Origin of the sequence: Shewanella mangrovisoli (assembly GCF_019457635.1) — a bacterium.
GTDB lineage: Bacteria > Pseudomonadota > Gammaproteobacteria > Enterobacterales > Shewanellaceae > Shewanella > Shewanella mangrovisoli.
On sequence record NZ_CP080412.1, the window covers coordinates 3,331,155 to 3,350,934 of the forward strand.

The 19,780-nt window shown below is 47.8% G+C and carries 14 protein-coding genes and 1 pseudogene; 11 read left to right on the forward strand and 4 right to left on the reverse strand.

Annotated features, from left to right (window positions below):
* Positions 1 to 16: 16 nt before the first annotated feature.
* The 4 genes from K0H60_RS14640 to K0H60_RS14655 all read left to right on the forward strand — a co-directional run bounded on the left by K0H60_RS14640 (position 17) and on the right by K0H60_RS14655 (position 5,844).
* The gene (locus K0H60_RS14640) at positions 17 to 2,821 is read left to right on the forward strand and encodes an FAD-binding and (Fe-S)-binding domain-containing protein (protein ID WP_220056179.1); all 2,805 of its coding nucleotides are present in this window, start codon (positions 17 to 19) and stop codon (positions 2,819 to 2,821) included.
* A gap of 303 nt (positions 2,822 to 3,124) precedes the next feature.
* Entirely contained in the window at positions 3,125 to 3,868 is a 744-nt protein-coding gene (locus K0H60_RS14645) for a (Fe-S)-binding protein (RefSeq protein ID WP_011626788.1), read from the forward strand.
* A gap of 10 nt (positions 3,869 to 3,878) precedes the next feature.
* The gene (locus tag K0H60_RS14650; RefSeq protein WP_011717770.1) at positions 3,879 to 5,273 is read left to right on the forward strand and encodes a lactate utilization protein B; all 1,395 of its coding nucleotides are present in this window, start codon (positions 3,879 to 3,881) and stop codon (positions 5,271 to 5,273) included.
* Position 5,274: 1 nt separating this feature from the next.
* The gene (locus K0H60_RS14655) at positions 5,275 to 5,844 is read left to right on the forward strand and encodes a LutC/YkgG family protein (protein ID WP_220056180.1); all 570 of its coding nucleotides are present in this window, start codon (positions 5,275 to 5,277) and stop codon (positions 5,842 to 5,844) included.
* A 772-nt stretch (positions 5,845 to 6,616) separates the two neighbouring features.
* On the opposite strand, the gene K0H60_RS14660 is transcribed toward K0H60_RS14655, so the two are convergent.
* On the reverse strand, positions 6,617 to 6,847 hold the full coding sequence (locus K0H60_RS14660) for a hypothetical protein (protein WP_220056181.1): 231 nt from the start codon (positions 6,845 to 6,847) through the stop codon (positions 6,617 to 6,619).
* A gap of 951 nt (positions 6,848 to 7,798) precedes the next feature.
* Positions 7,799 to 8,071 (reverse strand): annotated as a pseudogene (locus K0H60_RS14665) (IS3 family transposase); the annotation flags it as partial.
* Between the two features lie 126 nt (positions 8,072 to 8,197).
* On the opposite strand from K0H60_RS14665, the gene K0H60_RS20610 reads away from it, so the two are divergent.
* The 6 genes from K0H60_RS20610 (at position 8,198) to K0H60_RS14690 (ending at position 14,217) form a co-directional block, all read left to right on the forward strand.
* Positions 8,198 to 8,320: a hypothetical protein gene (locus K0H60_RS20610; RefSeq protein WP_258405748.1), complete on the forward strand. Its 123-nt coding sequence runs from the start codon at positions 8,198 to 8,200 to the stop codon at positions 8,318 to 8,320.
* Positions 8,321 to 9,016: 696 nt separating this feature from the next.
* A complete protein-coding gene (locus K0H60_RS14670) occupies positions 9,017 to 10,126 on the forward strand; it encodes an AI-2E family transporter (protein ID WP_220056182.1) in 1,110 nt (369 codons plus the stop codon).
* Positions 10,116 to 11,684, forward strand: a complete 1,569-nt coding sequence (locus K0H60_RS14675) for an efflux transporter outer membrane subunit (protein WP_220056183.1) — start codon at positions 10,116 to 10,118, stop codon at positions 11,682 to 11,684. Before K0H60_RS14670 ends, K0H60_RS14675 begins: the two co-directional genes overlap by 11 nt.
* On the forward strand, positions 11,677 to 12,771 hold the full coding sequence (locus K0H60_RS14680) for an HlyD family secretion protein (protein WP_220056184.1): 1,095 nt from the start codon (positions 11,677 to 11,679) through the stop codon (positions 12,769 to 12,771). Before K0H60_RS14675 ends, K0H60_RS14680 begins: the two co-directional genes overlap by 8 nt.
* Before the next feature lie 8 nt (positions 12,772 to 12,779).
* On the forward strand, positions 12,780 to 13,805 hold the full coding sequence (locus K0H60_RS14685) for a hypothetical protein (protein ID WP_220056185.1): 1,026 nt from the start codon (positions 12,780 to 12,782) through the stop codon (positions 13,803 to 13,805).
* 1 nt (position 13,806) lies between these two features.
* Complete coding sequence (locus tag K0H60_RS14690) at positions 13,807 to 14,217, forward strand: ion channel (protein WP_220056186.1); 411 nt, start codon at positions 13,807 to 13,809, stop codon at positions 14,215 to 14,217.
* 354 nt (positions 14,218 to 14,571) lie between these two features.
* On the opposite strand, the gene bdpA is transcribed toward K0H60_RS14690, so the two are convergent.
* Together bdpA and K0H60_RS14700 are read right to left on the reverse strand one after the other, a co-directional pair.
* Entirely contained in the window at positions 14,572 to 16,083 is a 1,512-nt protein-coding gene (gene bdpA, locus K0H60_RS14695; protein ID WP_011717784.1) for a BAR domain-like protein A BdpA, read from the reverse strand.
* 227 nt (positions 16,084 to 16,310) lie between these two features.
* Entirely contained in the window at positions 16,311 to 17,663 is a 1,353-nt protein-coding gene (locus K0H60_RS14700; RefSeq protein ID WP_220056187.1) for an MATE family efflux transporter, read from the reverse strand.
* Positions 17,664 to 18,103: 440 nt separating this feature from the next.
* Between K0H60_RS14700 and K0H60_RS14705 the strand changes: the two genes are divergently transcribed.
* Complete coding sequence (locus tag K0H60_RS14705; RefSeq protein ID WP_220056188.1) at positions 18,104 to 19,648, forward strand: MFS transporter; 1,545 nt, start codon at positions 18,104 to 18,106, stop codon at positions 19,646 to 19,648.
* The last annotated feature ends 132 nt before the right edge of the window (positions 19,649 to 19,780 follow it).

Sequence of the window (19,780 nt, forward strand, 5' to 3'; positions counted from 1 at the left end):
GTTGAGAGAGTAACTTATGTCTATTAATTATGACGCTGTTTATAAAGAACTAATTCAACAACTCGGTGAATCAGCCGTCTCAAATGACCCTGTGCGCCGCTTTGCTTGGTCAACGGATGCCAGTTATTTCCGTATCGTGCCAGAAATCGTCGTTCACGCAGATACCCTAGAACAAGCCAAACAGACCTTAGCCATCGCCCGCGCCCATAAAGTGCCTGTGACTTTCCGCGCGGCAGGCACCAGTTTATCGGGCCAAGCCATTGGTGAAGGGATTTTATTGATCTTGGGCCACGATGGTTTTAGAACCATAGACATCAGCCCCGACAGCAATAAGATCACCTTAGGCGCCGCCGTTATCGGTGCCGATGCCAACGCCGCACTTAAGCCACTCAATAAAAAAATCGGTCCCGATCCGGCAACACTGGCCTCGGCCATGGTTGGCGGTATTGTGTCTAACAACGCCTCGGGCATGTGCTGTGGTACGGCGCAAAACAGTTACCAGACTATCGCCTCCGCCAAGCTATTATTTGCCGATGGCACTGAGCTCAACACGGGTTGTGATAAGTCTAAGGCTGCCTTTACCCAAAGCCACGGCGAACTGCTCGATTCACTGGCTTCACTCGCTAAGTTGACCCGCAGCAATGAAGTGCTCGCGCAGCGTATTCGCAAAAAATACTCCATCAAAAACACTACGGGTTATAGCATCAATGCCCTAGTGGATTTTGAAGATCCGTTCGATTTGATTAACCACTTAATCGTTGGCGCCGAAGGCACCTTAGCCTTTGTTGAAGAAGTCACTTACCACACGGTCGATGAAGCCAAGTTTAAAGCCTCGGCGATGGCGGTATTCTTCAACATGGTGGATGCGGCGAGTGCCATTCCACCGATTATTGGCGATAGCGTTGCCGCCGCCGAATTACTCGACTGGGCATCCATCAAGGCAGTGACCGGTAAAAAAGGCATGCCAGACTGGCTCAATGAACTGCCAGAAGGCGCGGCCATTCTATTGATTGAGTCTCGCGCAAACGATGCCCAAACCTTAGAAAGCTATACCCAAGATGTGATTGCTAAACTGGCGCACATCAAAACCGAGCGTCCGATTAGCTTCAGTAGCGACGCCAACGTGTACAGCAAATACTGGGCAATGCGCTCAGGCCTGTTCCCCATTATTGGTGGTGAGCGACCAAAGGGCAGCTCAGTCATTATCGAAGACGTGGCCTTTAACGTCGAACATTTAGCCGCAGCGGCCGCCGATTTAACCGAGCTATTCCATAAGCACGGTTATCCCGAAGGCGTGATTTACGGCCATGCACTGGCGGGTAACTTCCACTTTATTATCACCCCGACCTTCGCCTCCCAAGCCGATATCGAGCGCTTCCAAGGCTTTATGCAGGACGTGGCCGAGATGGTGATCCATAAATACGATGGTTCGATGAAGGCCGAGCACGGTACTGGCCGCGCCGTTGCACCTTTCGTTGAAATGGAATGGGGCGCAGATGCTTACACTCTGATGAAACGCATCAAGCAAATCTTCGACCCAGAAGGCCTGCTCAACCCCGGCGTGATCTTAAACGACGACAGCACAGTACACGTGAAAAACATCAAGCCATGCCCTGTGGTCGATGACTTTGTCGATAAGTGTATCGAGTGTGGTTTCTGCGAAAAAACCTGTCCGACTTCGGCGCTAAACTTCTCGCCACGTCAACGGATCGCCACCCTGCGTGAAATTGAACGCTTAGAGCAATCTGGCGATAAAGTCGCCGCCGAGAAAATGCGTGCCGATGCCAAGTATGATGTGATTGATACCTGCGCGGCTTGTCAGCTCTGTACTATCGCCTGCCCAGTCGACAACAGCATGGGTCAGCTAGTGCGTAAGCTGCGCACGCCTTATATCAGCACCACTGAGCAAAAAGTGTTGGATTTCCAAGCCAAACACTTCGGCGCCGTCAACCAAGTGATCAGCACAGGCTTTGATGTGTTGGGAGTCATCCATAAAATCACCGGCGATGGTATCACCAACGCGCTGATGAAAACTGGCCGCCTACTCTCCAAAGAAGTGCCCTACTGGAATCCTGATTTCCCGAAAGGCGGCAAACTGCCTAAACCGTCGCCCGCCAAAGCAGGTCAAGAAACCGTGGTTTACTTCCCTGCCTGCGGTGGTCGCACCTTTGGCCCAACGCCTAAGGATCCCGATAATCGCACCTTGCCAGAGGTAGTTGTGACTCTGCTTGAACGTGCGGGCTATAACGTTATTACCCCTGAGAAGACCCGTGATTTATGCTGCGGCCAGATGTGGGAATCTAAGGGCGACTTTAAAAACGCCGACGCCAAACGCCAAGAGCTTATCGATGTGGTCAGCAAGATGAGTAATGGCGGCAAAATCCCGGTATTAGTCGATGCGCTGTCTTGTACCTATCGTACTCTCACGGGTAACCCTCAGGTGCAAATCACCGACTTGGTTGAGTTTATGCACGACAAGCTGCTGGATAAGCTGAGCATCAACAAAAAGGTCAATGTTGCTCTGCACTTAGGTTGTAGTGCTCGTAAGATGAAGTTAGAGCCTAAGATGCAAGCCATTGCCGATGCTTGTTCGAGCCAAGTACACAAACCTGCGGGCATTGACTGCTGTGGTTACGCCGGTGAAAAAGGCCTGTATAAGCCAGAAATCAACGCCAGCGCCCTGCGTAATATTAAAAAGCTCATTCCTGTCGAGATTAAGGAAGGCTATTACGCCAACCGTATGTGTGAGGTCGGCTTAACGCAGCACAGTGGCATTTCCTACCGCCACTTAGCGTATCTGCTCGAAGAGTGCAGCCGCTAAAACACTCAATAAACGGGGCTAGGGTTAGCCCCGTTTTTCTTTAGAAGAAAACTATTCTCATTTATCGAACGAAACACTAAAAACAGGAGATAAATCACAAAATAAAAACTAAGATAAACAGTTTAAATTCAACAAATTAAAATATTCTCATTTTTGCAAAAATCAACAAGGTCATTTACTAAATTAGCGCTACTTATTTACTTAAGATAAGCCTATATTTGATCAACTACCTTAGCATTTGTGTGGACTTTGGGGTCACAATGCAAGGCAATGTCGTTCACTAACAAGAAAGAGAAAAACACAATGAAAATCGCTCTTTTCATCCCGTGTCTCGTTAACCAAATGATGCCAGATGTGGCGATTGCCACCCTGGAATTACTGGAAAAACTCGGACACCAAGTGATTCTACCCGCAGGCCAAACTTGCTGTGGCCAACCTATGACCAACTCGGGTTGCTTCGATGCAGCACGCAGTACTACCTTGAAATTACTTAATGCTTTCAAGGGTGTGGAATGTGATGCCATTGTTTGCCCTGCCGCCTCTTGTTTAGTGGCCGCCAAAGAAAACTTCCACGAGTTTGACAACAGCCCAGAAGCCCAAGCCGTTATCGACAAACTCTATGAGCTGACCGAGTTCCTCCACGATGTCGCCCCAATCCCAGCGTTCAACAAGCCTTTTGCCCATAAGATCAGTCTGCAACTGAGCTGCCACGGCATTCGCATGTTGAGCCTTGCCACACCGAGCGAGCAAATGGGCCCACGATTCAACAAGGTAGAAGCCGTGCTCGCCAATATCGCCGGAATCGACATTGTGTATCCAGACCGTCGCGACGAATGCTGTGGCTTTGGTGGGACTTTTGCCGTTGATGAAGGCGCCGTATCCGCCAAGATGGGTAAAGATAAGGCCCAAGCCCACGCGGCAACGGGCGCGCAATATGTGGTTGGCTTCGACCCTTCATGCCTATTACACCTCGATGGCATGATCCGCAGACAACAATTGCCAATTGAAATTCGCCACATAGCGCAAGTGCTTAACGCCGCGCTCTAGGAGACCCACTATGGCATATCAACATAATCACGAGGCAACGGGTTCACAGGTTCACGCCCACAAGGCCGATATTTTCTGCCGTGATGAAACCCGTGTTGACTGGCATTCAAAAGCCCTTTGGGTGCTGCGGGAAAAACGTGACCGCGCCGCAGGCAGCTTACCCGAGTGGGAACAACTGCGTCAGTTAGGCTCCGAAATCAAGCTGCATACCTTAACCAACCTTGCACAATACCTTGAAACCTTTGAGCAAAACTGCCTTGCCAATGGTATCAAAGTCCACTGGGCAAAGGACGGTGCCGAGCACAACCGTATCGTGCACGACATCTTAGCTAGCCATAAAGTGAAGAAGTTAGTTAAGTCTAAATCCATGCTCACCGAGGAATGTCACCTCAATCCTTACTTAGAGCAACGCGGGATTGAAGTCATCGATACCGACTTGGGCGAGCGGATTATTCAGCTGGCAAAAATGCCACCTTCGCACATTGTGGTGCCCGCCATCCACATGAAGAAAGAAGAAGTGGGCGATCTGTTCCATGACAAATTAGGCACTAAGGCAGGCGAGTCCGATCCGCTATATTTGACCCGCGCCGCCCGTGCCCATTTACGTGAGCAATTCCTCAGCGCCGATGCCGCCATGACAGGGGTAAACATGGCAATTGCCGATAAGGGCGCCGTGGTCGTTTGTACCAACGAAGGTAACGCCGATATGGGCGCGAACCTGCCCAAGTTGCAATTGCATTCAATGGGTATCGACAAAATTGTCCCCGATATCGACAGCGCCGCCGTGTTACTGCGCACCCTAGCGCGTAACGCAACCGGTCAACCCGTCACCACCTATAGCGCCTTCTACCGTGGTCCACAGGTCGATGGTGAGATGCATGTGATCATCGTCGATAACGGCCGTACTGAAATGCTCAAGGATAAAATCCTTGCCGAATCATTGAAATGTATTCGCTGCGGTGGCTGTTTAAATACTTGCCCTGTGTATCGCCGCTCCGGTGGTTACAGTTACAACTACACCATTCCCGGCCCGATTGGGATTGCCGTAGGTGCCAAGCATGATGACACTAACTCCATCGCTTGGGCCTGTACCCTGTGTGGCAGCTGTACCTATGTTTGCCCGACTAAGGTGCCGCTCGATAAGATTATTTTCCACCACAGACGCCTTAAGGCCGAAGCCGGACAACTCCCCTACGGCAAAAACGGTTATATGCCACTAGTGGGTAAATTTATGGCAAGCACGACCCTGCTCAATTGCTCAATGGGCGCGGCCCGTACCGCACTGCGCATTTTGCCTGGCAGTTTGCTCAAGCCCTTTAGCGGCGCTTGGGGTAAATACCGTGAACTGCCCGTTGCCCCCAACTCCAGCTTCGAAGCTTGGTTTAAGAAACACAGGAGCCTATAAGATGTCTAGTAAGCACGAAATTCTCAATGCGCTCAAACTGTCGGCTTTAACAAACCACCCTATGCCAAGCATCGATGTCGCCCCGCGGGTTGAAGATCTGGTTGGTCAGTTTGAAACCAATCTTAAAACCGTGGCGGGCACGCTGCACCGCGAAGGCGGCCTCGCGGCACTGCAAGCCAAAGTGGATGAGCTTATCGCCCAAGGTTTACAGGTTATCTCATTGGTTGAAGGCGTCACGGCAAACCGTGATGTGCCACCAACGGCACATGAACTTAGGGATATCGATTATGCGGTCATTCCTGGGGATGTTGGCGTTGCCGAAAATGGCGCCATTTGGGTGAATAATAAGAATTTAGGCCACAGAGTCACGCCTTTTATCTGTGAAAACCTGATCTTAGCGCTACCTACCACTAAAATTGTGCCGAACATGCATCAAGCCGCCAAGGACATTACCTTAGATGCGGGTGAGTTTGGTGTGTTTATCGCGGGTCCCTCAAAAACCGCCGATATCGAACAAGCCTTAGTCGTTGGCGCCCACGGTGCCTGCAGCTTAAATGTGTATCTGGTTTAATTGCTAGCGCGCTAAACCTTTAAAAGCCGCCTTAACAGGCGGCTTTTTATTGGGATGCACGATTTGGGACAGAAAGCGAGTTGGATTTAATGCGCTAAAGGTCGAAAATAACATTAGGAAAGTTATAACGACCAAGCTACTTTGCGCTAACCTATTGTTTTTTATGTGGTTTACACTTACTCAGGCTTGCCATGGTGTTCACTCACCGACACGCAGCAAGTCCATCCGTGGATGCTCGACCGCCCCGTCCATGGGGCGGACGGTCGTCTCGCTAATCACCATGGCTCACCTATTTGGTATCAGTGTAGACTGTAAGTTTTAAAGAAATACACAGCATGCTTTTGGACATTTTCGAGTTAAAGCATTAACTCTAACTCGTCAGTTTCGGATAAAAATTTCTATGGTTTAGCACCGCAATAAACGGCAAGTAAAACTTGGCTAAAATTAGCGATGAAAGAGCGAAAGCCAAGTGTTTCGGGTACTATTAAGTTATAGCTCGTTAAACCGATCTCAGGTTATTTACAGTCATATTTTAAATAGCACAAATAACCTACTTAGGATAAACATCAAAATACAGATTATAAGAGACATAATCAAAAAGATTGTTCCAAAGGAAAATGACATCAACAGTGGATCTTGTAGTCTCCCTGGTATATTAGGATCCAGACCGAAGTACCGGGGAATGACGTCAAAAAGCCTTAGTAAGGATGCAATTATAATTGATGCATTTATAGTATGGCAAATGAGTCGGATCATTCTTCCTGTTGAAGATTTAGCATCCGAGATTTTTATTGAGCTCATAATTTATACCATTAAAAGTTACAGGTTTTCGTCTGAGTTTGCTTACATGATCTGTACAGATTTTTGAAGCTGTATTCATTCCTGCTGAATAGCCAACACCATACCCAGCACCTGATTTTAACCCTGCGTTTGTAGTTTTAGCCTGAGAATTCGTCAATGACTGTGAATCAGCTAATATTCGTTGAGAAGTGGAAGGGGTCATTACTCTCCACCCTTTATGGCAACTTATCGATAATCCCCACCTGTTACTCTAGTCACTCTGTAGCATTACTAAAATTTGGTCAATGGGATACGTGATCGGCTGTCAGCCTGCGAGGTCAGAAACTCACTATGGGGCAAAACATTGCATCATTCCCTAGAACTGTGGCCAGTTTGTATTGGCAACATCATACAGGTTGTTTCTGTAACTAGCACAACTTCTATACTAAATTGCTAGTGTTTTAATGACTTTGTCGCATCACTAAAGTTTGATCAAAAGTTAATTAGCCAACTGAGTCGTGCAAGAGGAACAAAGTCTTTTTGTGGCATTTAAGTGTGCAAAGTCTATGCTAAATTATTGGAAGGTCAATATTGCATCGCCACTAAAATTGCATAAAACTCAAATGGAACTGCGTATGAATCTGCAAAATTTAAAATTAAGGGATTTAGCTTTAGTGATTTTTGCAGTAGCTCTGACAGTACTTCCTCTTTTCAAGAACAACGAAGTGTTTCCAGTTACTCTTCAAGCTGCTTATTGTTCAATGTCGCTTTTTTCATTAATAATAGGGTTACAATTGTTCAAGATGCTCAACAAGTACCATTTTTTAATTATTCCATTTATATATCTCTGGATTAGTATCTTTTCGACAGGCATCTACCTTTTTATTGAATTATTCGCATCAAATGAATCCATCATAATGCAAAATATAAAATTGAGTAGATCTTATAGTTATAGTGCCTTATCTTTTTTGCTGATAACCAGTTTTTTTACAAGAACACAAAAAAATGAAAGCATGTTATATAAGGCCTATTTTCTAACCTTATTTATTGCTGGTTGTTGTTTTTTATATATTGCTTTGACGTTATAGCTTAGAAGTATGAAGTTGGTGTTGGCGACAAGTTGCACACAGAGTTGGGTTAGGGTCTGACTTATCCAGTAATAGTGTACACGTTGCTAAGCACTATTTTTTAATTCAAAGTGTTCTGGACTCAAATACCCAAGAGCACTATGCCGTCTGGTCCGATTGTAATTAATCTCAATATACTGAAATATATCTTGTTTCATTTTTTCACGCATCATGAGCGGCTCGTCTTGCAGTGCTTCAACTTTTAATGTCTGGAAGAAACTTTCTGCACAAGCATTATCCTAGTAATTCCCTTAACGACTCATGCTTTGTACTAGCTGATGTTTCTGAAGCAAAGCATGGTAATCGTTTGCACAGATCTGATCCGGCGATAGTGGAGACTTTGTATCATTACTAAAACTTGGTCAATTGGTTCATGATAACGAGTAACCTGTCTGAGAGCAGTGGCACGGAACGGGGCAAAAAGCTTTTAGCCAATGAACAGTTCAATGGCCGTTAAGATTGGCATTGTTGCAACAGTGACCGTTGGCAGCATGGCCGCTCTTTCACATCTGACCCATAGGGATATGGGAAATGCCAGTATGATGTCGGGAACATCATCGGTCATGTGAACGCGGCATTTACACTTCCATGTATTGCAAATGCCGCCGTCGAGCCTATAGGGATACTTCTTGTAAAATAAAAGGGCGGCGTGTCACTGGGGAAACAATGACAATTCATCCTGCACACCAGACGACAAACTTAATAGTTTTGGGGCATGAGCGAGAAAAAATAGATCGCTTAGATAAAGATTTTAAACTCTGCTTAAATTAAAACGACTCAAGTCTCCAAACTTATTCAGTCATTATTATTTTAGATAACTCATCTCAGTACTCCCACCATTCTTACGCAGGTATTTTCCGCTTAAACCTATCACTTAGCGAGGCAATCACGACTATATTGACCTCAAAATTTTGTATACATTCGCAGCGTAAATGAGCAATCAAGAATATAACTGACTTGCCAACTTGCTGACTAACACGACGTTTTATTAGATGGTCATCACACTTTAATTTCAAAAATAACTAAATAATTCACAAACATGAACTAATATGTAACTTACCAAAATATCGAGAGCTGCAATGAGGGCTCACTCTACTGAATACAGGGGATTTATCAGTCTGCCACCTTGAATAGCGTTACGGTTAGCGGGTCGCTATAAAGTGCTAAATAGTCTTCACCAACACAGTAATATCAGGGATCTGCCGTTCTGTAGCAATACAGATGATTCAAGTTATAGGTTTATAACTCGTTGAGGTAACAACGGAATGGAAAACAACGAACTAATCGCGGTTGAAAATCGAATCGTCACTAAATTTATGGACATGTTTATCAAGTTTGGCATGCTCCTCGCGCTAGCGTCCTTCTGCTACACCATCTTCTCCCCGTTTTTAAATATCATGCTCTGGGCAGTGATTTTAGCCGTGGTCATTTATCCCTTTCACCAGCGTATCGCTAAACGGCTGAGTGATAAGCAAGGTCGAGCCGCTACTTTGTTGATTGTAATAGGGTTAATGATATTAGTTTTACCGACCATTATGATGGTTAGCTCCATGACCGATAATATGGGTAGCTTGGTTGAGCGCGTGAATCAAAATACCCTTGAGGTCCCTACTCCAAAGGAAAGCATTGCCAATATTCCCTTTGTTGGCGCTAAGATTTATGACTTTTGGCTGAAAGCATCGACTGATTTACCATCGTTAGTCAAAAGCTTACAACCGCACTTAGGGGATGCCGCCAAGCAAGTCATTCATGCGTTAGCCAGCATCAGTGCCAGTCTGTTGATGAGTATGTTTTCCTTTATCATCGCAGGCATCATGATGGCCTATGGCCACGCTGGTGCACAAAGTTCGGCTCGGATTGCCACTCGGATTGCTGGTCCTGAGCGCGGCGCAAAACTGGTCAATATCTGCTCTTCAACCATTCGTGCCGTCGCTTTAGGCGTTATTGGTGTGGCCTTCATTCAAGCCTTGTTAATCGGCATTGTGATGACCTTCGCGGGTATCCCCTTGGTGGGTATCTTCTTTATCTTGGTCTTGATATTAGGGATTGCCCAAATCCCCGCGCTATTAGTGACGCTACCAGCGATTGCTTATATCTGGATGGCGGGCGATAACGGCACAGTCGGCAGTATCATCTATACCGTGTTGCTGGTCCTTGCGGGTGCGGTGGACAACGTACTCAAGCCTATTTTCCTCGGCCGTGGAGTCGATGCTCCCATGCCAGTGGTACTCATCGGCGCCTTAGGCGGCATGGCCACCAGCGGTATTTTAGGGATGTTTATTGGCGCCACGCTACTGTCAATCGGCTACCGCATATTTATGATGTGGGTGGATGAAGGTCTCGAAGAGGGATTGAGAGAGCAAGATGACAATTGATCACTTTGTTCCCCGCCTCGTGTTAGGCGGGGTATGTGCTCTGCTCAGCGGTTGTACTGTACTCGGTCCTGATTATCAACGGCCCGATGTGCCAGAAGTCCAAAGCTGGCAGAGCGCTAGCTCACGCCTCTTTAGCGGTGCGACAGCGGCCAGCGATTATCATCAATGGTGGTCGCAACTGAACGACCCAGTGCTAAGCAGCTTGATTGACGAGGCCTTGCAGAAAAATCCCGATGTGCGGATCGCAGGGCTACGCATTCTCGAAGCGCAAGCCCAGTTGGGTATCGCTGAAAGCCTTAAAAATCCCCAGTTAACCCAAGCCACGGCACAATGGCTGGGCGCAGGCCAAACCCAAAGCGGTAACAGCACCTCAGGTAGCAGTTATGGCGCAGCATTTAATCTGGGCTGGGAATTGGATTTTTGGGGCAAGTTTCAACGCAGTATCGAGTCTGCCGATGCCAACTACTTTGCCACTATCGCCCAATATGACGATGTGCAAGTGTTGATGATTGCGCAAGTGGCACAGCTGTATGTGAGCATTCGCACCTTAGAGGCGCGGCTGCAAATTGCCCATGAGAATGCGCAGATCCAAAAGCGCAGCTTAGAAATTACTCAGCACCAGTTTCACAGCGGTAATACCGCCGAGCTGGATGTGCAGCAGGCCAAGACGCAGTATCTCAGTACGCTTTCGACCATCCCTCAGCTAGAAACGAATCTGCGCCAAAGCCAGAATGCACTCAGCACCCTGCTGGCAAGGGCGCCAGGGGCATTACCCGAAATGGCAAGCAATACAGGCGTACTCCCCCAAGGGCAATTGGCCTTAGTTGCTGAAATGCCTGCCGATTTATTACGGCGCCGCCCCGATGTCAGAACCGCCGAACGTCAACTTGCAGCCCAATCGGGGCTGATTGGCATTGCCGAGAGCGATCTGTATCCATCCATCACCTTAGCTGGAACGCTTGGGATAAGTGCAACGGGCAGCGGCCATAGCATTTTCTCTTGGGGGGCTGGGCCATCAATCAGTTGGAATATCCTCGACAGCGGGAGATTAACCAACCAAATCTTAGTGGAAGACGCGCGCTTTGAGCAGTTACACGAACGCTACCGTGAAACCGTTTTTAAGGCCGCGCGGGAAGTTGATGATGCCGCCATCGCTTATGCCAACAGCGCAACCGAAATAACCTTACTGACACAAACAGGTGAAGCGGCGAGTCGTTCACTCGAAATTGCTAACACCCAATACCGCGAAGGTATGGCGGATTTTCAGCGTGTACTCGATTCGCAGCGCGCCCTCTTCAGCCAACAGGAACGGCTCGTTAACAGTCGCGGCGCCCATATTGGCAATCTCATCACCCTCTACAAAGCACTTGGCGGTGGATGGGAACCGGGGCGGCAGCGTCCGTTAGTGACTCCTGCTGTTGATCAAAAACTTCGCACGCGTGATGAATGGGTGCCCTATCTTGATAACTCACGGTCCGATGCAAACCAGCCCCAAACGGGTTCTCAACCTAATGCCCAGCCTACATCGACTATTCAAAAGGGAATTGTGAATGACTGACAGTACCGCGACTCCGGGAAAGGCGAGTAAATATGCCATCCTTGGCCTTCTGGCACTCATAGTAATATTACTGCTTTGGTACCTTTTGGCCGACAGAATGACCCCCTATAGCTCACAGGCAAGGGTCCAAGCCTTTGTGGTGCCGATTGCCACCGAAGTCACGGGGCAGATTTTGAAAGTCTATGTGCAGGATAATCAAGATGTCGCCGAGGGTGATCCCTTATTCGATATCGATCCTGAGCCCTATGATATTGCACTTGCCAAAGCCAAGTCGGACTATGAAACAGTGCTAAATAGCGTAAAAGCCAATAACGAAGGCGTTAAGGCGGCGGAAGCGAAATTACAAGCCATGCGCGCGTCTTACAATAATTCAGTGAAAGATGCCGAGCGACAAGAACGCCTCTATCGCCAAGACCCGGGTGCAATTTCAGTACGCCGACTCGAAATCGCACAAGCATCGCGAGAAACCGCCAGCAGCCAAGTCACAGCCGCCGAAGCCGATGTTAGGCGCGCCATTGAGGCAGCCGGAGTGAATGGTGAGAATAACTCACAACTATTAAGTGCTCGTTCGGCGGTGAATAAAGCCGAGCGCGATCGACAAAATACCCATGTCGTCGCCCCAAGCCGTGGAGTGATCACCGACTTAAATACCGATGTGGGGCAGTTTATCAACGCGGGCGCCCCCGCAATGACCCTGATTGCAATCCACGATGTGTGGATTTCGGCGGATCTGACCGAAAACAATCTCGGCAATATTAAAGTGGGGAACAGAGTCTCTATCCTGCTCGACAGCATGCCTGGACAACTGTTTAGCGGACAAATACGCAGTATTGGCTATGGTGTGGATGATGGTAAAAAGCAGGCCGTCGGTTCACTGCCGACTGTCAGTAATAGCCGCGATTGGCTGCGCCAAGCACAACGCTTCCCCGTAAAAGTGTCGTTCTCAGCGGACGATATGCCCCCCGCAGCTAACCTCCGTGTGGGAGGCCAAGCCGACATCTTGGTTTATACCGAAGAACATGGCCTGATGAACCCGCTCGGCGCACTGTATATTCGGGTAATGAGCCTCTTCTCCTACCTGTATTGAGGCCTGATATGCATCACGCAGACAGTACAGTACTCAGAATTAGCCTTGGCATCTCATTAGCCGCGTTTGTGTGTTTTGGTCTAGCCCTGCCCATGCCCCACCTTGGTTGCATTATGGCATGGGTCATTCTATGCATGCCCGGCGAGGCGCTCAGCTTAAAAAAAGGCCTTATTGGCGGTGTACTCTTGTCGCTTATCATGACTGCGGGCGTCTTGTTAGTCCCCTTATTGAGTTATTACACTTTAGCCGCGGTGCTATTAGTCGCATTATTGCTGTACTTTTTAATGCTTATTTCGGTCACAGGTAAAGGCGTGCTGGCCATGTTGCTGACGATGGCGATTACCCTCATTCCGATTGCAGGCTTAATAGAACAAGCCGTGGCGCTCGCGATTGCACAGCTCATCGCCATCGGGGTATTGATTGGCACGTTAGTGAATGGCATCGCCCATGCCTTGTTTCCGCCCGCCCCTGTGGCCGCAGCAGAAAAACCTATCCTATTGCCCCCAGAGCATCCAAAACGGTTGGCCCTACGCGCCACCATCATAGTGATCCCTGTATGGCTTCTGGCGCTAAGCGATCCGGCGTTTTATATCCCCGCCGTGATGAAGACAGTCATGTTAGCACAGCAAAGTACTCTGCTAAACGCCAAACAAGCAGGCAGAGAACTCGTGCTTTCTACCTTAATGGGCGCCTTGTTGGCATTCGCCCTGTGGATGGGACTCAGTATTTGGCCTTCGTTATTGATGTTAGTGCTGATGCTGGGGTTGATGACCATGTGGCTGACTCGCCGGCTTATTCAGTTAGTGCCAACCGGGTTTCCCCCTTCCTTTTGGAGCAATAGTTGGATCACCGCCCTCATCTTATTTGGCCCCGCCATTGCCGACAGCGCGAATGGTAAAGATGTATGGTTAGCGGCCGCCATGCGTTGCAGCCTCTATTTATTGGTCGCTGGTTATGGTTGGCTATGTTTTATCGCACTAGAGCAGAAATGGCCTGCAGGCCGCCCAGCCTCAGAAGCCCCCGTAGGAGAATAGAATGTTATCAGCATTAGTGGTTGGCTTACCTATCATATTAATCAATATGTTACTGCAATCTCTTGCCACTATGTGGTGCATCCGTTTCTACAATAAACGGCTACTAGACCACGATAGTTTAGTCGCAGGAGTATTTGGACTCTTCGGTATCACCAGCATAGTAATGCTGGGTAACCTTTTACAAATCGTCGCTTGGGGCAGCTTGTTTCTCTTCCTCGGCGAGTTCAATAACCTGCATGATGCGATTTATCATTCTGGGGTCAACTTCGCGACCTTAGGCTATGGCGATATTGTGATGAGTGAAAAATGGAAATTATTAGGCCCAATCGAAGCGGTAAATGGCGCCCTAATGATCGGCTTATCGGGCGCATCCATGTTGGCTGTGTTACAGCAATATGTGCAGAAAAAATAACCGACAAAGCCTCAATGTAAGCGCTGTCTATAGTGATACAAAGATCCTGTGGAATGATGACCTAACACACTTACAAAAAAGCCGCCTCAGTTAGGCGGCTTTTCTATTGGATAGAACCTTAGACGAAACAATTAAGTATGCACTTAAAGCGATGGTCTAATGCCGCGGGATCGAAAACCGCCATGGTGGCGGTATCTGTGTCAAATCGAGTGCTTGTATAGGGTTTACTCATCATCCTTGCCAACGAACAGAATATGCTTCTGACGTCCTGTTATATCCTTGATAACCCCAAAGCTAACATCGAAAAAAGCCAAGTAATTTAGACCATTACGACCACTTGGCGATAAACATCCGCTACATAAAGGCCTTAGTAAAGGCTTCCTTCGATTGGCGAATATAGTTGCGTGCGCTTTGGGCATGTTGTTCCCATACCGCCCTATCGCTTGGGTCGGTGAAGGGATTTTGCTCGGCGGCAATCGAACGCTCGAAGCGATCGTAAAAGGTTAACATCGCCGAGGTGATTTGATTAAAACGCTCTTTAAACTCCTGAAACTCATCCATTTTCTCAGTAGTTTTAATCATGTATTGCACCAACTCGGCATTGCTATTTGCGGCTAATAAGGCGTCGGCCTTGGCACTGATATTGGCATTCACATCGGCCATAATCTGCGCCCGCGTTTGCTCATCTTTGCTCATCACCTTACTGTAGTTTTCGGGTGTACGGGCAATGCTGGCATGCTGCAGATAGCTACGCAGATGCTTATCTAAATCCTTACGGAAAGTATCTAAGTTCTTCTGCATATTGACTAAATCGTTGTCGAGCGCCGTCACCTGTTGCAGCTCTTTCTCGATTTCAGCCATAAAGCGTTCGGCCTGCTGATAAATCTTAAGGCCGTTTTCCTCGGCAAACTTTTTATCACTGCGGCTTAAGTCGCTGTTGTCATAGTTTGAGCGGTCGAAGGTGGCCGCCAGGAAAGATTTAAAGGGTTCGGCAAATGCCGAATATGCGCCCGCACTTACCACATTTAAGGTGGCGGTAGCTAAGTCACCAAAGGGTTTGACCATAGAGCCTAAACGCGCCTGTTGAATCGGCGATGCCACCCGCTTAGCATCGGTTAAGACCGACCTAAAGGTGTTATAACCCAATGGGTTAGACATTTTATTACGTTCAGAAGTCGCCAATACAAAGGTGATGCTCGAGTAAATCGCATTGGAATACTCGAGGTACTGTCTTTGGCTTTCAAGCTGAGCAGCGTAATTTTTACCCAAGGTTCTAAAGGATTCGGCTTGAACCTCGTAGTTTTTGTCTTCTTTAAGCTTATCTAAAATGCCGCCAATGATTTTTTGCTCGTTCTTTTGCAGCGCGATATCGAGGCGAATTTTATCTAGGGTTAAGTCATCCAAACTGATGGGGCCATTAATGGCTTCGATATCGAGGCGAATATACTGGCGGCTCGGATCGTCAATCGACACCCTGTGGGCCAAATATTCGGTAGTTGCAGGAGTGATATCGATCAGTGCCACATGCTGCCACTGGGCATCCAGTTTTAATACCGGCGATGTGAGTACATTGATCCGATATTGGGTTTGGATATTTTGGGTCTTGACCCAAAACTCCAGCAGACCCGCTTCGGAGACGGGGAATTTACTGACGATACTGCTATTGCCTTCGGCACATAACAATGCGCTCTCACCACTGTGGGGCTCTGCGCCCTCAAATTGGCAGCCCATGATCCAAGACCAAGGTTGGGATAAGCGGTTACCCTCAAAATCGCTAGCAAACACTAGCTCATTATCCTTGGCACTGGCATTAACACTGGTTAACACGCCAAACAACAGCATAGAGATGACTGCAGCGGTGCGCATAAGAGCCTCATAAAACATAAATAACAAACGACGAGCCTGAAAAGGCCCAGAATTCTATCCTATCCACACGCTTTTACCGTCAGTCGACCGCCGTATTTTAGTACAAAAAACACGCTAAAAACTGCGCTAAATTTAAGCTGGGATTAAACCAGCGAAATGTAACAGAGCGCATGCCGACACGCCAGTACTAAGTCGGTTTCGAAGGTAAAGATAATGTGTAAACAACATCAGACTTTAGCATTCACTTGGAGCCGCCCCATCGCGATAAACATCCAAATCACCAGCATAGTGCTACAGGTCGCGAGCGACACCCACACACCAATCACGCCAAAGGCCCAGGCAAAACAATAGATAATGGCGGCGATAAGCAGCAGTTTCGCCCCTGTGAGTATCGAGGCCTGCTTAGAACAATTAATCGCCTGGAAGAAACTCGCGCCCACAAGAATCAAACCTTCCATAGGTAAGCCCCAGAAATACCAACGCATTCCTTCAATCGCGACCGGCGTTAAGCTTGGGTTGTCACCGGCAAACAGGTATACCAACCATTCGGGGCGGGAATAAATCAACACTAAGCCGAGTGCCGCGGTGAGTAGGGTTATGCCAAAGGCGATATTGCGTGCCTGCTTAACCCTGTCGAAGCGCCCTGCCCCCGCATTAAAGCTGTAAATCGGTTGAGTACCGAGGGCAATGCCTTCAAAAATCAGATAGAAAAACGCTTCGGTGTAACTCACCACCCCGTATGCAGCCACATGCAGAGGACCGCCGACCCATAAAAAGGCGGTGTTATGCAGGGTCAATACAATCGACAAATACAGGTTCATCAAAAAGCTTGGCAAGCCAACACGGGCAATATTGAGACAGTTATCGAGTTTTAGCTTCATCTGCTCAAGATTGATTTTGAGCTGAGTGCGCGCCCCAAAAAAATGCTGCAGGCAGAGTAAACCAGTAACGGCCTGGGACAACATGGTGGCAATCGCCGCTCCGGCCAAACCAAAGGGAAACACCACAATAAACAGCCAATCTAAAAAGGTGTTCAGCACGCCACCTAAGATCAGCACAAAGGTCACCATGGAGGGGCGACCGTCGTTACGCAGCAAGGTGGTAAATGCCATTGAAATAATAGGGAAATGACATAATGCAAAATACCAGAACAGGTATTCGTTAGCGTTTTCGAGTATCTCCCCCTCGGCGCCGAGGGCAATTAAAATATCCCGAGAAAAGATCCCGCCGATTAAGGCAAAAAATGCCCCCGCCAGTAAACACAAGCTAAAGGCATTGCCGAGCAACTTGCGCGCCTTGGCGACATTACCTTGCCCTAAGTTAATCGAGACTAACGCCGCGCTGCCCATGCCGATCATGGCGCCGACGGCATAGAGAATCGCACCCACGGGATAGGCTAACATCATGCCCGCTAATCCGGTTTCGCCGAGATAATGGCCAACGAAAATACCATCAATAGTGACATACACCCCAGTCACCAACATGGATGCGATCGTTGGAATGGTATAGCGCCAGAAAAGCTTAGCAATCGGCTCTTGCAGCAGGCGTTGGTCCGTTGCGGCAGCGGAAATAGCAGTCATAACCTAATCTCACAAAAATAAAGGCAGGGCTCGCACTCACATTATTCTGACTGTATTTACACAGATAAGCTGTATTCGCACAGATAAAATAGTGGATGAACAAAAATGCGGCAGAGGATTGTACCTAAATTTTGCCTTAATACCAAAGGGATTGAATGAGGTGGATTTGTAACAAAAACTAATCTGCACAATGCCTTACTGCTAGTACACATTTATTCCGTGATTGCAACAAGCGAGCATCACTTAATAACAGATGTGGCGAAACTCATCATTTTTCACTACTTTTTTGGTATTTAACCCTTAATTAGGTAAAGTGTAGGCTTAAATTGCCCGAAATCGGTTAATTACCTAGGCATTATTTGCCTAAACAATTGAGTTAACCATTTAATTAATAATGAATTAGTGGAATTAAATTCAATAACAATAATAAAGGGAAGGACATGAGTCACAATAGTCCAAATGCAGAGAATGATCTGCGCGAAGTCAAGCAGTTAGGCATGTGGGCCTCCATCACTAGCCTAAGTTATATTTTTTGGTTAGTGGGCGGCATGGAGCTGGTCGAGCGTATCGCCTATTACGGTGTCAAAGCCAGTGCGGGCTTATATGCCAAAGCCCCCGAGTCGGCGGGCGGTCTGGGGATCAGCCTCAGCGACTATGGTATCATTATCTCGCTCTGGGCCATTATGCAGACCTTTGTGCCCGTGTTTACTGGCGGGATTTCCGATAGGGTCGGCTACAAGGAAACCATTTTTGCCTCAACCGTGATTAAAATCATGGGCTACCTGACCATGGCGTTTTTCCCCACCTTTTGGGGCTTCTTATCGGGAGCATTATTACTCGCCATCGGCACAGGGATATTTAAACCCGGCATTCAAGGCACCTTAGTACTCTCAACCAATCGCAATAATACCTCCATGGCCTGGGGAATATTTTACCAAGTGGTGAATATTGGTGGCTTCTTAGGGCCATTGGTTGCCGTACATATGCGCCAGCTTTCTTGGGATAATGTGTTTTACGCCTGCGCCGCGATTATCTCGCTAAACTTCTTGTTCTTATTAACCTATACCGAGCCTGGCAAAGCCGAGCGAATTGCCCGTAATCAGCAAATAAAATCCGGCGAAATTAAACAAGAAGCCCTCTGGCGCGACGCTTGGCATGAGCTGAAAAAGCCTATCGTCATCTATTACATGTTAGTGTTTGCAGGCTTTTGGTTCCTCTTTAACGCCCTATTCGACGTACTGCCTATTCATATTTCTGAGTGGGTCGATACCAGCGTGATTGTCACCAGTCTGTTTGGCAGCGAAGGCACCAGCAACGGTATTTTACAGTTCTGGCTCGGGTTAAATAACGAAGGCACTAAGGTGATGCCAGAAGGCATGTTAAACCTCAACGCCGGCCTGATTATGACCAGCTGCTTTTTAATTGCCGCCCTTACCGCCAAGTACCGCATCACCACTGCGATGCTAATTGGCTGCTTACTCAGTATCTTAGCCTTTGTGTTTATCGGCGCCTTCCATGCCGCTTGGTTTATTGTGTTCGCGATTGCCATGTTCTCCATCGGCGAGATGATGATAAGCCCGAAGAAAAACGAGTTTATGGGTAACATTGCCCCCGAAGGTAAAAAAGCCATGTACCTTGGTTTTGTGATGCTACCGCAAGGGATTGGTTGGGGTTTAGAAGGTTATTTCGGCCCTAAACTCTATGAGATTTTTGCCTCGAAAGAATTGTTCTCACGCGAGTTATTACTCGAGCGCGGCATGAGCTCAGCCGATGTGAATGCCATCCCGCAGGGGGAAGCCTTTACTACCTTAGTGAGCTTTACTGGCGAAAACGCCCATGACCTGACTCAGCTGCTCTACCATAGCCACAATATCGGTATGGCTTGGTATATTATCGCCGCAATCGGCACCATTTCGGCTGTGGGGATTTATATCTATGGTAAGTGGTTACTGTCGCTGCAACGGGCGCAGCAAGCCGCGCACTAATGGGCTGGGTCTTCTAGGGCGTAATAAGAAACGTAAGTTCTTACCCCAATAGGCTTATCTAAAAAGTAAGTTCGAAAAAAGTGAGTGTGTAGGCACTCACTTTTTTATTGGATGTGACAATGCTTGGCACAA